This window comes from Heyndrickxia coagulans 36D1 (genome assembly GCF_000169195.2).
Lineage (GTDB): Bacteria > Bacillota > Bacilli > Bacillales > Bacillaceae_C > Weizmannia > Weizmannia faecalis.
Genome location: NC_016023.1, coordinates 170,584 through 184,927, shown reverse-complemented (window position 1 = coordinate 184,927; position 14,344 = coordinate 170,584). Strand labels below are relative to the sequence as shown.

At 48.1% G+C, this 14,344-nt stretch carries 12 protein-coding genes; 11 read left to right on the top strand and 1 reads right to left on the bottom strand.

Annotated features, from left to right (window positions below; all coding sequences use genetic code 11):
- Positions 1 to 60: 60 nt before the first annotated feature.
- On the bottom strand, positions 61 to 561 hold the full coding sequence (locus BCOA_RS18085; RefSeq protein WP_013858962.1) for an N-acetyltransferase: 501 nt from the start codon (positions 559 to 561) through the stop codon (positions 61 to 63).
- A gap of 213 nt (positions 562 to 774) precedes the next feature.
- On the opposite strand from BCOA_RS18085, the gene BCOA_RS18080 reads away from it, so the two are divergent.
- From BCOA_RS18080 to murD, 11 genes are all read left to right on the top strand, one after another.
- Positions 775 to 1,653: a 2-dehydropantoate 2-reductase gene (locus tag BCOA_RS18080; protein ID WP_014095571.1), complete on the top strand. Its 879-nt coding sequence runs from the start codon at positions 775 to 777 to the stop codon at positions 1,651 to 1,653.
- 150 nt (positions 1,654 to 1,803) lie between these two features.
- Positions 1,804 to 3,423 carry a bacillithiol biosynthesis cysteine-adding enzyme BshC gene (bshC, locus tag BCOA_RS18075; protein ID WP_014095570.1) on the top strand — a complete coding sequence of 540 codons (1,620 nt, stop codon included), beginning with the start codon at positions 1,804 to 1,806 and terminating at the stop codon, positions 3,421 to 3,423.
- 339 nt (positions 3,424 to 3,762) lie between these two features.
- On the top strand, positions 3,763 to 4,194 hold the full coding sequence (gene mraZ / locus BCOA_RS18070) for a division/cell wall cluster transcriptional repressor MraZ (protein ID WP_013858966.1): 432 nt from the start codon (positions 3,763 to 3,765) through the stop codon (positions 4,192 to 4,194).
- A 27-nt stretch (positions 4,195 to 4,221) separates the two neighbouring features.
- Positions 4,222 to 5,151 carry a 16S rRNA (cytosine(1402)-N(4))-methyltransferase RsmH gene (gene rsmH / locus BCOA_RS18065; protein WP_014095569.1) on the top strand — a complete coding sequence of 310 codons (930 nt, stop codon included), beginning with the start codon at positions 4,222 to 4,224 and terminating at the stop codon, positions 5,149 to 5,151.
- A 21-nt stretch (positions 5,152 to 5,172) separates the two neighbouring features.
- A complete protein-coding gene (ftsL, locus tag BCOA_RS18060) occupies positions 5,173 to 5,532 on the top strand; it encodes a cell division protein FtsL (RefSeq protein ID WP_014095568.1) in 360 nt (119 codons plus the stop codon).
- Complete coding sequence (locus tag BCOA_RS18055) at positions 5,529 to 7,670, top strand: penicillin-binding protein (protein WP_014095567.1); 2,142 nt, start codon at positions 5,529 to 5,531, stop codon at positions 7,668 to 7,670. The genes ftsL and BCOA_RS18055 overlap by 4 nt, the downstream gene beginning before the upstream one ends.
- A gap of 241 nt (positions 7,671 to 7,911) precedes the next feature.
- On the top strand, positions 7,912 to 9,828 hold the full coding sequence (locus BCOA_RS18050; protein WP_014095566.1) for a stage V sporulation protein D: 1,917 nt from the start codon (positions 7,912 to 7,914) through the stop codon (positions 9,826 to 9,828).
- Between the two features lie 268 nt (positions 9,829 to 10,096).
- Positions 10,097 to 11,554, top strand: a complete 1,458-nt coding sequence (locus tag BCOA_RS18045) for a UDP-N-acetylmuramoyl-L-alanyl-D-glutamate--2,6-diaminopimelate ligase (protein ID WP_014095565.1) — start codon at positions 10,097 to 10,099, stop codon at positions 11,552 to 11,554.
- A gap of 5 nt (positions 11,555 to 11,559) precedes the next feature.
- Positions 11,560 to 12,000 (top strand): hypothetical protein, encoded by a 441-nt coding sequence (locus BCOA_RS18040; RefSeq protein ID WP_014095564.1) that lies wholly within the window; start codon positions 11,560 to 11,562, stop codon positions 11,998 to 12,000.
- Positions 11,997 to 12,971 (top strand): phospho-N-acetylmuramoyl-pentapeptide-transferase, encoded by a 975-nt coding sequence (mraY, locus tag BCOA_RS18035; protein WP_014095563.1) that lies wholly within the window; start codon positions 11,997 to 11,999, stop codon positions 12,969 to 12,971. Before BCOA_RS18040 ends, mraY begins: the two co-directional genes overlap by 4 nt.
- Before the next feature lies 1 nt (position 12,972).
- Positions 12,973 to 14,328, top strand: a complete 1,356-nt coding sequence (gene murD / locus BCOA_RS18030) for a UDP-N-acetylmuramoyl-L-alanine--D-glutamate ligase (protein WP_014095562.1) — start codon at positions 12,973 to 12,975, stop codon at positions 14,326 to 14,328.
- Positions 14,329 to 14,344 lie beyond the last annotated feature (16 nt).

Sequence of the window (14,344 nt, the reverse complement as noted above, 5' to 3'; positions counted from 1 at the left end):
TAAAAGGCAGGGGACATTTTTTGTTCGTAAAAGGCAAAAAAAGAACCGGAATCCGGTTCTTTAAGAAGAGGTCGTTTTTTTGTCCTGTTTTGCGTCTTTCAGCTTCACGCCGTGCGGCAACCAGACAAACGGGTTTTCACTCAAATCGCGTTCGACATTATAAGGAACAGGTTTGAACCCCATTTTTTCCCAAAATCCTCGCGACTTCAGGCGGGCGTTTGTTTTAATCGGCAGCCCGAAGCTTTTGGCAAAATCAACAAGCGCCCGGCCGTAATTCTTATATTGATAGTTCGGGAGCACTTCCAGCTTCCAAAGTTCCAAAAATGTTTGCGGGGGGTCAAAATAGAGATCGTATTTTGCATCCCGTTCGTAAAGGCTCATGCGCGCAACGAGTTTATCGGCAAAATAAATGCCGTAAAATGGCGAGTCGGCGTTGTCTTCAATAATATTGTCCTGCAAATCTTCAAGCATGGACAGTTCCTGCTGCCCGTACTCTTTAAACTGCTTGAATTCTTCGAGCGTTTTGTAGTTCACTTTCAGCCTTTCCACTTGATAAGCCATATCAATTCCCCCATCCCTCTTTATATGCTGTGTCGCAGCAGCATGGCGGCGATTCTTACATAAAACCGGTTGATATTATCATTATATAACAAACAATTGGAAGAATGAAAGAAATACGTGTAAACGGTCGCACACCATTTGTCTGGAATTTTCTTTTCCATTCCCTTATTGCCTGTTAAAATGGAGCAAAGAAAATGGAAAGGGGCGGGCAAAATGAAAATTGGGGTGATTGGCGCTGGTGCGATCGGTTTATTATACGGGGGTTGGCTTGGTAAGTTGCATGAAGTGACCTTGTTTCCAAATACGAAGGCGCAGACCGTAGAGCTGAATGAAAAAGGGATTACCGTAAAAGACGGCGCATCTTCGTTCAGGACGATTGTCAAAGCGGATGACACGTTCTCTTCGCTTTCCTCCCAGGATCTAGTCATTGTTGCCGTCAAGCAATATGACCTTCCTGCTGTGACAACCGTTTTAAAAAACGAAGATGGCGGGGTGACGATCTTGTTTTTGCAAAACGGCATGGGCCATCTTGTTCTTCTTGAAGAATTGCCGCAAAAAACGATCCTTGTCGGTACGGTAGAGCACGGCGCATCCCGGCTTGACGGCACAACGGTGAAGCATAATGGGCACGGCAAAACGAATATCGCCGTCTACCGCGGGAAATGGGATGAAAGCGTGCATTTGCATACGGATGCTTTCCCGTTCACGGTGCAGCCGGATTATGAGCTGATGCTTTTGCGCAAATGTTTTGCCAATGCCGTCATCAATCCGCTCACAGCCGTTTTAAAGGCAAAGAACGGGGAACTGATCAAAAACCCGCATTATGCCCGTGTGTTCCGCGCCGTATTTGAAGAACTGGCGGCGCTTTTCCCAAAACTTTCGCGGGAAAAGATGTGGGAGGAAGTCACCGGCATTTGCAAAAATACGTGCGAAAATGAATCGTCCATGCTGAAAGATGTGAAAAAAGGAGCACGGACCGAGATTGACGCGATTCTCGGTTACATGCTGGAAACGGCTGCCCGTCAAAACAGCCAGGTTCCGCTTGCGTCCGCCCTTTATGAAATGGTGAAAGGGATGGAGGATAAGGGGTGAGGCACGTTCCGTGTGTTGCCGCCGTGCCCGCAGCGGCCGGAAACAAGGTTTCAGTTGTTGCAACGAGCAGGCAGGCTTTTTTTCTTTTTTTCACAAAAATGCTATACTCAATGAGAAAATCAATGAAAACGAGAAAGGAAGAATCATTTGATGGAACTGGAAAACTTTTCAATTCCAGCAACGAATCGGTTCGCTTCCCTCTATCTTGCGCAAAAATCTCCTGTAAAGGATTTTTTTCATTATGATATAACGGATGCTTCTGTTTTCCATAAAAGAGTGGAAGATTTAAAAAAACGGGCTTTTAACCGGGAAGGGCTGGCAGATTGTATCGGGCACTATATGGAAAAATTTGGAATCTCCCCGGAGACGGCCCATTCCTTGGAAAAATTAAGGCAGCCGAACGCTGCTGTTGTGATCGGTGGCCAGCAGGCAGGGCTATTAACAGGGCCGCTTTATACGATCCATAAACTGATTTCGATTATCCGGCTTGCCAGTGAGCAGGAAGAAGCCCTGCAAATTCCGGTTGTACCTGTTTTCTGGATCGCGGGCGAGGACCATGACTATTTGGAAGTGAACCATATTTATGCCGAACAGGAAAGGCGTTTAAAAAAATTTAGTTATGCTGAAGGGCCGCTTGAGAAAAAAATGATCTCTGATACCACACCGGATCCTGCCCATTTAAAAAAATGGATACATAAAGTTTTTGAAGCATTTGGCGAAACCGAACATACCAATGCCCTTCTTTCCAAGCTGGAGGCGTTTGCAGACAGGGCACAAAGCCTTTCTGACCTGTTTGCCTGCATGATTCACGATCTTTTCAAGGCATACGGGGTGCTGCTCATCGATTCGGCTGATGCACACTTGCGGAAGATCGAGGCGCCGTTTTTTGAACGGATGATCCAGGATTATGACAAGATTACGGAAGCGGTCCTCTGGCAGCAGCAGGAAATCGCGCAGTTTGAGTTTCCAAAAGCGATTGATATTTCCAGGCGGGCGCTGAATCTTTTTTATTATGACGGCAAGGAACGGATTTTGCTGGAGTACAGTCCGGAGCAAGGCGGATTTACCGGAAAAGGCGGCAGCCCCTTTTTTACAGAGGAAGCGTTGTGCGCGCTTTGTGCGAAAAGCCCTGAACGGCTGAGCAATAATGTTGTCACAAGGCCGCTTATGCAGGAATGGCTCTTCCCAACCCTTGCGTTTATCGGCGGGCCGGGCGAAATTGCGTACTGGGCCGAGCTGAAGCGGGTGTTTGAAGAAATGGGGATTCTGATGCCGCCTCTTGTGCCGCGACTCAATATCACGTTGCTTGAGAGAGCGGTCCAAAGGGATATCGAGGAACTGGAACTCGATATCGGGCATGTATTAAAATACGGGACCCGGAAAGAGCGGGAAAAATATTGGAATGACGCAAAAGATGAGAATATGGACGCGCTCATTGCAGAAACGGAAAACATGCTGAAAATGCAATACGATAAAATTTTTGCCGCAATTGGAAAGGGGTTGGAACCGCTTGCCCGCAAAAATCTCGATTTTCACCTGGGGCAGCTTGCGTTTTTGCAGCGGAAAGTGGATGAAGAGATTGCGGGAAAACATGAAAACATCCTTGAAAAATACGCGCGGGTCGAACGTGCCTTGCGCCCGGACGGCAATCCCCAGGAAAGGGTCTGGAACCTTTTTTATTTCCTTAACAAATATGGGGCGGACTTTATCCACACCCTTGCCGCCCTGCCGTTCACATTTGACGGCACCCATAAACTCGTCAAAATTTAACCGGCTGACAGCGGCCGGCTTTTTTTATGCAAAAAAACAGGGGGTTTTGGTTCACGATGCTTTGTTGGAAAAATGAATTGTAAAGACGCTTCCCGCACGATACCGACGTGGTTTTGGTTCATGATGCTTTTTTGAAAAAATAATTGCAAAGCGAAAAAGCGGGTTGCCGGGACTCACCATGTTGGAACAAGGCTTTACGGCAGGCAAGTTTTAAATTGATTTTTTCTTGCAAAAAGCAGGAAAACGGAGCTGCGAGGAGAATATAAAAATTAAAGTGGTGAAAGGTGGGGGATTGTGGTAAATTATTAATATGAAGTGGGAAGCGGGGGGCACGCGCCAATGTTCATGGGAGAATACCGGCACAATATCGATGTAAAAGGCCGTTTGATTGTACCGGCCAAATTCCGTGAACAGCTTGGCGATACGTTTGTCATTACCCGCGGGCTTGACCGTTGCATTTTCGGTTACCCTGCGGATGAATGGAAACAGGTGGAAGAAAAACTGAAGTCCCTTCCGTTAACGAAAAAAGATGCCCGCGCATTCACACGATTTTTCTTTTCGGGGGCGACCGAATGCGAGTGGGACAAGCAAGGGCGCATTCTTATTCCCGCACCGCTCCTTTCCTATGCGAAACTCGAAAAAGAATGCGTGGTGCTCGGCGTTTCCAATCGAATTGAGATTTGGAGCAAAGATTTATGGGAAGAATATTTTCAGGAATCGGAGGCTTCTTTTGCTGATATTGCGGAAAACCTCATCGATTTTGACCTTTAACATGTTCGATTGGATAGGAGATTCAGTATGTTTCAACACAAGACCGTTTTGCTGAAAGAAACCGTTGACGGGCTACATATTAAACCGGACGGGATTTATGTTGACTGCACGCTCGGTGGCGGGGGCCACAGCGCCTATTTGCTTCAGCAGCTTACCGGCGGGCATTTATACGCTTTTGACCAGGATGAAACGGCGATTCAGCATGCCAAAGAAAAGTTTGCCCATGACCAAAACAGGATCACTTTTATTAAAAGCAATTTCCGGTATTTAAAATCAGAATTGAACGCGCGCGGTGTGCAGGCTGTCGACGGCATCTTGTATGATTTGGGCGTTTCCTCCCCCCAGCTTGATACACCGGAACGGGGATTCAGCTATCAGCATGATGCACCGCTCGATATGCGGATGGACCTCGATACGCCGCTTACCGCTTATGAAGTCGTCAATGAATGGCCGTATGAAAAACTGGTCCGGATCTTTTTCCGGTACGGGGAAGAAAAATTTTCAAAACAAATTGCCCGCAAAATCGAGGCGTCCCGTGCCAAAAAACCGATCGAAACAACCGGTGAACTGGCCGATTTAATTAAAGAAGCGATTCCTGCACCCGCACGAAGAAAAGGCGGGCATCCGGCAAAAAGGGTCTTTCAGGCGATCCGGATTGCCGTGAACGATGAATTATCTGCTTTTGAAACGTCTTTAACGGATGCCATTTCGCTTTTAAAACCAGGCGGGCGGGTCTCTGTCATTACATTTCATTCCCTGGAAGACCGCATTTGTAAAAATATATTGAAAGAATACAGCAGTGCAGGAGATTTGCCGCATGGGCTGCCTGTCATCCCAAAAGAATACGAGCCCGTATTAAAACTCATTACGAGGAAACCCATTGTCCCGAATGATGAGGAAGTGGGCGAGAACAACCGGTCAAGGTCGGCTAAACTGCGCATTGCGGAAAAACGCTAAGAAAATAGAGGAGGGAGTTTTTTGAGTAATTTAGCAAGGCAGCCGAAACGTGCGCTGGAACAGCAACAACAGATTGAAAAAAGAGTAGCACCGGCCACAAGACGCGCGCAGATCACTTTAGGGGAAAAAATCATCGCAAGCCTTTTTGCTTTGTTCGTGTTGATTATGGCCGTGAAGATCGTATCGACGGAAGCTGCAATTTATAATGTCAACCGGTCGATTGAAGATACAAAAACCACGATCCAGAACAAAAACAAGGTGACCGATGATTTGAAAATGCAAGTAAGCGAATTGAGCCGCTACGACCGTATTTACGAAAAGGCAAAAAAACTCGGCTTGAAATTGGACGAGAATAATGTCAAGGTTGTTGAAAATAAATGAAGTCCAGAAAACTGAATACAAACAGGGGGGCAGCGATATTATTTATCATATTCGGTCTGTCCTTTTTTATTATCGCCGTAAGGTTTTTGACGATTGAAATCACAGGGCAGGCAGACGGGAAAGTGCTCGCGGCAAAAGCGGCGAAAAAATATTTGCGGACAAGCGCCATTCCCGCTTCCCGCGGCAATATTTACGATGCAAGCGGGGAAGTGATCGCCGAAAATGTTGTTTCGTACAATCTGGTCGCCGTTTTGGACCCGAAAGTCACGATTGATCCGGAACATCCGAAACATGTTGTCAACCCTCGAAAAACCGCCCAGGCCCTTGCGAAATATATTGACATGCCCGAATCAAAAATTTATTCGCTCCTGACACAAAAAGGGCGGTTTCAAGTGGAGTTCGGGAAGGCGGGGCAGGATATTCCGTATAACGTAAAAAATGAAATTCAAAAACAGAACTTGCCGGGCATCCAGTTCGAAGCCGTGCCGAAACGCACGTATCCGAACGGTTCGTTTGCCTCCCATCTGGTCGGCTATGCGCAGAAAAATGAGACAGGCGGCCAAATGGCAGGTGTAATGGGAATCGAAAAAAGCATGAATGCCGCTTTGGAAGGCAAAGACGGAAAAATCAGTTATGAAGGCGACTTTTGGGGATATATTTTGCCAAACGCGCATAAAAAAGTCACCAAACCGAAAAACGGGGAAAATGTCTATTTAACGATTGACAAGAAAATCCAGTCTTTCGTTGAAGATGCGCTTGGCAAAGTCCAGAAACAATACAATCCGAAAAAAGCGTTTGTTGTCGTGGCCGATCCGAAAACGGGCAAGATACTGGCAATGGGGCAGCGGCCGACATTTGATCCGGAAACGCGGAAAGGTTTGAGCGATGCTTGGCAGGACGATCCAGTCGAAACCGCTTATGAACCGGGCTCAACGATGAAAATTTTTACCTTGGCGGCGGCCGTCCAGGAAGGCGTTTTTCACCCGAATGCGACCTATAAGTCAGGAGAATTCCGGGTGAAAAATGTGCCAAACCCGATTAAAGACCATAATGGCGGGGTCGGCTGGGGCAGGATCACCTTTTTAGAAGGGCTGCAGCGTTCTTCTAATGTTGCATTTGCCACATTGCTGGATTATATTAAGCAGGATAAATTTAAGCAGTATTTGGAAGCGTTCGGGTTCGGGAAACAGACGAAAGTCGGCTTGCCGAATGAAGCTTCCGGCAAAATTTTATACGATTATCCGATTGAACGGTATACGTCGACATTCGGGCAGGGTACAACCGTTACCGCGATGCAGATGATTCAGGCGGCAACAGCTATTGCCAATGACGGGAAAATGATGAAACCGTATGTAGTCGAGAAAGTGGTCAATCCCGCAACCGGAAAAACGGAAAAAACAAAACCAACCGTTGCCGGCAACCCGATCAGCGCGGATACCGCGAAAAAAGTCCGGGATTATTTGCGGACGGTTGTGACGAATAAAAAAACCGGAACCGGCACGGCCTATAACATTCCGGGCTACGAGGTGACCGGCAAAACCGGTACCGCCCAGATCCCGAATCCGAACGGCGGCGGATATTTAACCGGTACCGATAATTATATCTTTTCTTTTCTCGGTATGGCGCCGAAAGACAATCCGAAACTAATCGTTTACGCCGTTGTCCAGCAGCCGCATTTAAAAGCCGGTGAGCTTGGCGGCGAACCGGTTAAAGCGCTGTTTAACCCGATTATGAAGAACAGCCTGCAATATTTAAACATTAAACCGGCAAAAGGGAAGACCGTACGCCTTGCCAAACTTCCTGATTTTACGGGTGACAGCCGGTCAGAAGCGACATCTGCCGTAAAAGCATTGGGGCTTTCCCCTGTTGTGCTCGGCGATGGCGATGCCGTAACGGCCCAGGAACCCGGGGCACAGGAACAACTGCTGCCGGGCGCAAAAGTATTTTTGAAAACAAATGGCAATAAAGTAATGCCGGATATACGCGGCTTTTCGAAACGCGACGTGGCGGGCGCTGCCAAACTGCTCGGCCTCCGCCTGACCATAAGCGGGGAAGGTTATGCCGTGTCCCAAAGCATTCCGGCAAAATCAAAGGTGAAATCCGGACAGGCCCTTACTGTAAAATTCAAGAATCCATAGGCGGGGGCCAGAAGGAATAGCGAAAAAAAGCAAGCATAAGGCTTGCTTTTTTTCATGCGCGTGAAAAGGTACTAGCCGGATGCGTACAAGCATATAAATGGGTGTAAAGGCAACAAAGGGCATTTTATGCGCCCGGAGCGGATTTTTCAGGGTTAAAGGAAACCAAGAGAAGGCTGAAATCTTTCATCTTTCCTGCACCAGGGATCTGCGGCTTTGAGATTTAAATGAAGGAGGCGCGCTCGTGAAACGTGTATCCAATGTTACGGTGAGAAAGCGGCTTGTTTTTATATTGCTTTGCGGGATTGTCATTTTCAGCATTATAGATGTGCGGCTCGGCTATGTCCAGTTCGGGCTCGGGGATATGTTGACGAACAGGGCAAAAGCGCTATGGAGCAGAAGCATCCCTTTTGAAGGGGAGCGGGGAAAAATCGAAGACAGAAACGGTGTGCCGATCGCCTCCAACCAAAGTGCCCCGACGATTTTTATCATTCCGAGGCAGGTGAAGGATCCGGCAAAAACGGCTGAAAAACTGGGGGACGCCCTTGATGCAGATAAAGAAAAGCTTTATAAAGAAATTACACAGGTCAGATCGATTGTCAGAATAAAAGAAGGGCGGAAAATCAGCAATGAAAAGGCAAATGCCGTACGCCGCCTTGGGCTTTTAGGGGTCTATATCGCGGAAGATTCCAAGCGGTATTATCCATTCGGCCGTTATCTTTCGCATGTACTCGGATTCACTGGTGCCGACAACCAGGGGCTGACCGGGCTCGAACTGTATTATGATGATGCGCTGAGCGGAAAAAAAGGGGCAGTCGAGTTTTATACGGACGCAAAAGGGAAGAAAAAGATGAAGGATATGGCAGATGAATATGAACCGCCAAAAAACGGGCTTGACCTGAAACTAACGGTTGATACAAAAGTCCAGACGATTATTGAACGTGAACTCGATAATGCTGAAAAAAAATATCATCCGGACGGGCTGATTGCGATTGCCATGGACCCGGGCACCGGGGAAATTCTCGGGATGTCCAGCAGGCCGAGCTATACGCCTGACAATTATAAAAATGTGCCACAGGAAGTGTATAACCGGAACCTGCCGATCTGGAGCACATACGAACCGGGCTCGACATTTAAAATTATCACACTTGCCGCCGCCCTTGAAGAAAAGAAAGTGAATTTGACAAAAGACAAATTTTACGATTCCGGCGCGGTTGAAGTCGGAGGCTCGACGCTGCACTGCTGGAAAAGGGGCGGGCACGGCAGCGAAACGTTCCTTGAAGTCGTCCAAAATTCATGCAACCCGGGCTTTGTCGAACTTGGCGAGAGGCTCGGAAAAAATACATTATTCAAATACATCCGCAATTTCGGGTTTGGCACAAAAACGGGTGTGGATCTATCCGGCGAAGCTTCCGGCATTTTGTTCAACCTTGACCGCGTCGGGCCGGTTGAACTGGCGACAACGGCTTTCGGGCAGGGGGTTTCTGTTACGCCGATCCAGCAGGTGGCAGCGGTCTCGGCTGCCGTAAACGGCGGGATTCTTTACAAACCGTATATTGCAAAGGAACTCGTTGACCCTAAAACAGGGGAAACGGTCATGCGGAAAAACCCGGTTGCCAAAAGAAGGGTGATCTCGGAAAACACATCGAAACAAATCCGCCATGCGCTTGAAACAGTTGTCACACAAGGGAGCGGAAAAAATGCTTATGTGGACGGTTATCCGGTCGGCGGGAAAACCGGGACGGCGCAAAAAGCCAAAAACGGCCGCTATCTCGAAAACAATTATGTTTTATCCTTTATCGGTTTCGCCCCGGCCAATGATCCGAAAATCGTCGTCTACTTGGCGGTCGATAATCCGAAAAATACGATCCAATTCGGCGGCCAGGTGGCAGCCCCGATCGCGGGCACGATCATCGGCGACAGCCTGCGTGCCATGGGCGTCAAGCCGGTGAAAAACCAGGCGGAAAAAGAAAAAAGTTATTTTGAAACGCCAACGGTAAAAGTGCCGAATTTAATCGGAGAGACGAAAAAAGAGATGATGAACGATCAATATAATCTCAAACTTGATGTCAGCGGATCCGGAAACAAGGTGATCCGGCAGTCCCCTGAAGCAGGCGTGAAAGTGGAAGAGGGCTCAACGATCCGGGTTTACATGCAGTAAAATAGATTCACCAATTCCGGAATGGGCCCCGCTAGGCTCAACAATCCGGATTTGCATGCAGAAAAACAGGGCGGCGCCGTATGTCCGGCCGCCCGTGTTTTTGTTTCAAGAGGCATAAACAAGCTCTTTCGGCGTACATTTTAAAAATCAACAGGACTTCATAGCTTAATGGCCGTTTTTTTTGTACAATAGAAAAGGACTGTATTTACATGTATACACAAAGAAGATGCAGCAACAAGGGTTTGGAACAGGAAGGGTTGGAAGCAAAATGAAGTTACATACATTGTTAGAGGCATTACCATTTGTGAAAATGCCTGCAGTGAATCCGGAAATTACGGAACTTGTCCAGGATAACCGGCTTGTCACGAAAAACAGTCTGTTTATTTGTATCAAGGGCTATACGGTTGACGGGCATAAGTTTGCCGTTGATGCGGCCAAACGGGGTGCAGCAGCCATTTTAGCCGAAAAGCCGGTCGATGTGGATATACCAGTTATTATCGTCCGCAATACAAAACGGGCAATGGCGCTCCTTGCAGACCGGTTTTACGGGCAGCCGTCCCGCAAGTTTCGCCTTGTCGGAATTACCGGCACAAACGGAAAAACAACTACGAGCCATATTATCGAAAAAATATACCGGGATGCAGGCAGAACGACCGGCCTGATTGGCACGATGTATATGAAAATCGGCGATGAAACACTGGAAACGAAAAACACAACGCCGGACAGTCTGACATTGCAAAAAACATTCCATGAAATGAACGCGCGCGGTGTCACCGATTGTGTGATGGAAGTTTCTTCGCATTCGCTTGTTGAAGGCCGGGTGCACGGCTGCGACTATGATATTGCCGTTTTCACAAATCTCACGCAGGATCATCTCGATTATCATAAAACGATGGCGGAATACCGGCGCGCCAAAAGTTTATTGTTTTCGCAGCTCGGGAACTCCTGCCCGCAAGATAAGCCGAAATATGCCATCTTAAATGCAGATGACGCCGCATCAAAGGAATTTGAACAAGTAACCGCGGTGCCTGTCATTACGTACGGGATCGACCATGATGCGGATTTTATGGCCGAAAACATTGACATGCACGCCCGCGGGACAACATTCACGCTTGTGACGCCTTTTGAGAAACGGGAAGTTCGGCTCAAGCTCGCCGGGAAGTTCAGCGTCTATAATATGCTTGCAGCGATCGCAGCCGGAGTTGTTTCCGGGGTGCCGCTTGATTCGGTCATTAAAACGGCGGAAGCGATGGAAGGCGTACGCGGCCGGTTTGAACTCGTAAACGGCGGCCAGGATTTTTCCGTGATTGTCGATTACGCGCACACGCCCGACAGTCTGGAAAATGTCCTGAAAACGATCCGGCAGTTTGCCCGCAAAAAAATCTTTGTCGTTGTCGGCTGCGGCGGCGACCGCGATAAAACAAAGCGGCCGGTGATGGCGCAAATTGCTTGCAAATATGCGCATTATCCGATTTTTACATCGGATAATCCGCGCAGTGAAGATCCGATTGCCATTTTGCGCGAGATGGAAAAAGGGGTAGAAGGTGAGCAATATGAATGCATCCCCGACCGGAGGGAAGCAATCAAAACAGCCATTTTCCGTGCAGAGGCGGGGGATGTTGTCCTGATTGCCGGAAAAGGCCATGAAACGTATCAAATCATTGGAAATGAAGTGCATCATTTTGATGACAGGGAAGTTGCACTGGAAATGATAAAGGAGCGGTGAAGCATATGTTATCATTCGGGGATACAGCCCGCCTTTTCAGTTTGGGCCGCGGCATGGAGATGGCGCTCGAATTTGCCACAGTCAGCGTGTTTGCGGATGTAAACCAGCCAAAGGGATTATACGTCCCTTTTTCTGAACCGGACATTAACCGGGCAATTGCACACGGGGCAATCGCGGCGCTTTGGAAAAACGATGCACCCGTGCCCCGCTATATACCGAATGATTTTCCGCTGTTTATGGCAGAGGATGTTTCTGTTGCTTTTACACAACTGGTACAGTTTTATCTAAAAAAAATGGAAAGCAAGGATTTGGATATGAAGACAACTTTTATTTTTTACGGACCGGAATTGCGGGAAAAAAACCCTCATACATATGATTTGGCGGATGCGGAAAACAGGAAGCGGCTGCTTTGTGCATGCAGGCGCCACGGGAGGGAAAAAGCATGATCGAGCAAGTGATTTTTTTTACAACGCTGATGGCTTTTTTGATTTCCGTGCTGCTTTCGCCCGTTTTTATCCCTTTTTTAAGGAGATTGAAATTCGGCCAGAGCATCCGGGAAGAAGGCCCGAAATCGCACCAGAAAAAATCCGGGACGCCGACAATGGGCGGCTTGATTATTTTGGTATCGATCATTGCATCCACACTGATCATGGCCGGTAAATTCGCAGAACCGACTGTAAGAATTTACCTTTTGCTGCTTGTGACGATCGGATTCGGGCTGCTCGGATTTTTGGACGACTTTATTAAAGTGGTGATGAAGCGGAATCTTGGCCTTACATCAAAGCAGAAACTGCTCGGCCAGATTCTCGTTGCCATCATTTTTTATGTCGTTTTCCGCCACTTCCATTTATCTTCGGAAGTCTCGATTCCGTTTACGGACAAATCGGTCGATTTCGGCTGGTTTTACTTTGTTATCATTCTTCTCTGGCTTGTCGGGTTTTCCAATGCGGTCAATCTGACGGATGGGCTTGACGGCCTTGTATCCGGGACGGCAGCGATTGCTTTCGGGGCATTCGCCGTTTTGGCATGGAACCAGTCACAGGCGGATGTCGCCCTGTTTTCGGTTGCCGTTGTCGGGGCCGTGCTCGGTTTTCTCGTCTTTAATGCCCATCCGGCAAAAGTTTTCATGGGGGACACCGGCTCACTTGCATTGGGCGGAGCGATTGCCGCCATTTCAATTCTGACCAATCTTGAGATTCTTTTAATTGTGATTGGCGGCGTTTTTGTCATTGAGACTTTGTCTGTCATTCTCCAAGTGATATCATTTAAGACAACAGGAAAAAGAATTTTTAGGATGAGCCCGCTGCACCACCATTATGAGCTTTCGGGCTGGTCGGAATGGCGTGTTGTCGTGACGTTCTGGGCGGTAGGCCTTTTGTGTGCGATTTTAGGAATTTATATCGAGGTGTGGATGTAACATGAAAAATATCACGGAATATGAACATAAAAAAGTATTGGTACTCGGGCTGGCGAAAAGCGGGGTGAGCGCGGCCTCCCTGTTGCACCGGCTCGGGGCGTTTGTGACGGTGAATGATTATAAACCGCTTGAAGAGAACCCGGAGGCGCAGGGGCTTTTGGAACAGGGGATTAAAGTCATTTGTGGCAGCCATCCAATTGAACTATTGGATGAAGGCTTTGAACTGATTGTGAAAAATCCGGGCATCCCTTATTCGAACCCGCTTGTTGCGGGGGCGATTGAAAAAGGGATCCCGGTCATTACCGAAATCGAGCTGGCTTATAAAATTGCAGAATGCCCGATGGTCGGCATTACGGGAACGAACGGGAAAACGACGACTACCACGTTGATTTATGAAATTTTCCAGGCGGATCCGCATCTTGATCCGTTAATTGCCGGAAATATTGGCAAAGTGGCCTCCACGGTGGCGCAAAGAGCACGCGCGGACCAGCAGATGGTGGTGGAGTTGTCTTCTTTCCAGCTGATGGGCGTGCAAACATTCAGGCCGCATATTGCCATCATCACGAATATTTATGAAGCCCATCTCGACTATCACGGGACAAAAGAAGCTTATGCAAAAGCAAAATCAAATATTACCCGAAACCAGACAGAGGATGATTTCCTGATTCTGAACCATGCCCAGCCGGAACTGTGGGATCTGGTCTCCTTCACGAAAGCAAAAATTATTCCTTTTTCAACGAAGGAATATGTTGAAGACGGCGCATCGGTAAAAGACGGCAGCATCATGTGGAAAGGCGAAAAAATCATGGACCGCGCTGACATTGTGCTGCCGGGAGACCATAATCTGGAAAATATTTTAGCCGCTGTCGCCGCTGCCAAGCTGATGGGAGCAAGTAATGATGCCATCAGCGGGGTGCTCGGAACGTTTAAAGGCGTGAAGCACCGGACGCAATATATCGGCGAAATCAAAGGACGGAAATTTTATAACGATTCAAAAGCGACCAATATCCTCGCCTGCAAAGCCGCGCTTGCCGCTTTCCATCAGCCGGTCATTCTGCTTGCCGGCGGGCTTGACCGTGGCAACGGCTTTGATGAACTGATCCCGGCTTTGAAATATGTAAAAGCATTGATTACTTTCGGAGAAACCGCGCCGAAGCTGGAAAGCACCGCGAAAAAAGCAGGCATTCCGGTCATCCGCACGGTGGAAAACGTGGAAGAAGCGGTCCCGGTCGCATGGGCATTATCCGAACCGGGTGATTGCATTTTGCTGTCGCCGGCATGTGCCAGCTGGGACCAATATAAATCTTTTGAAATTCGTGGTGATATTTTCATCGACGCCGTGCATAAGTTAAGATAAGGGCTTGGCCCGCTTT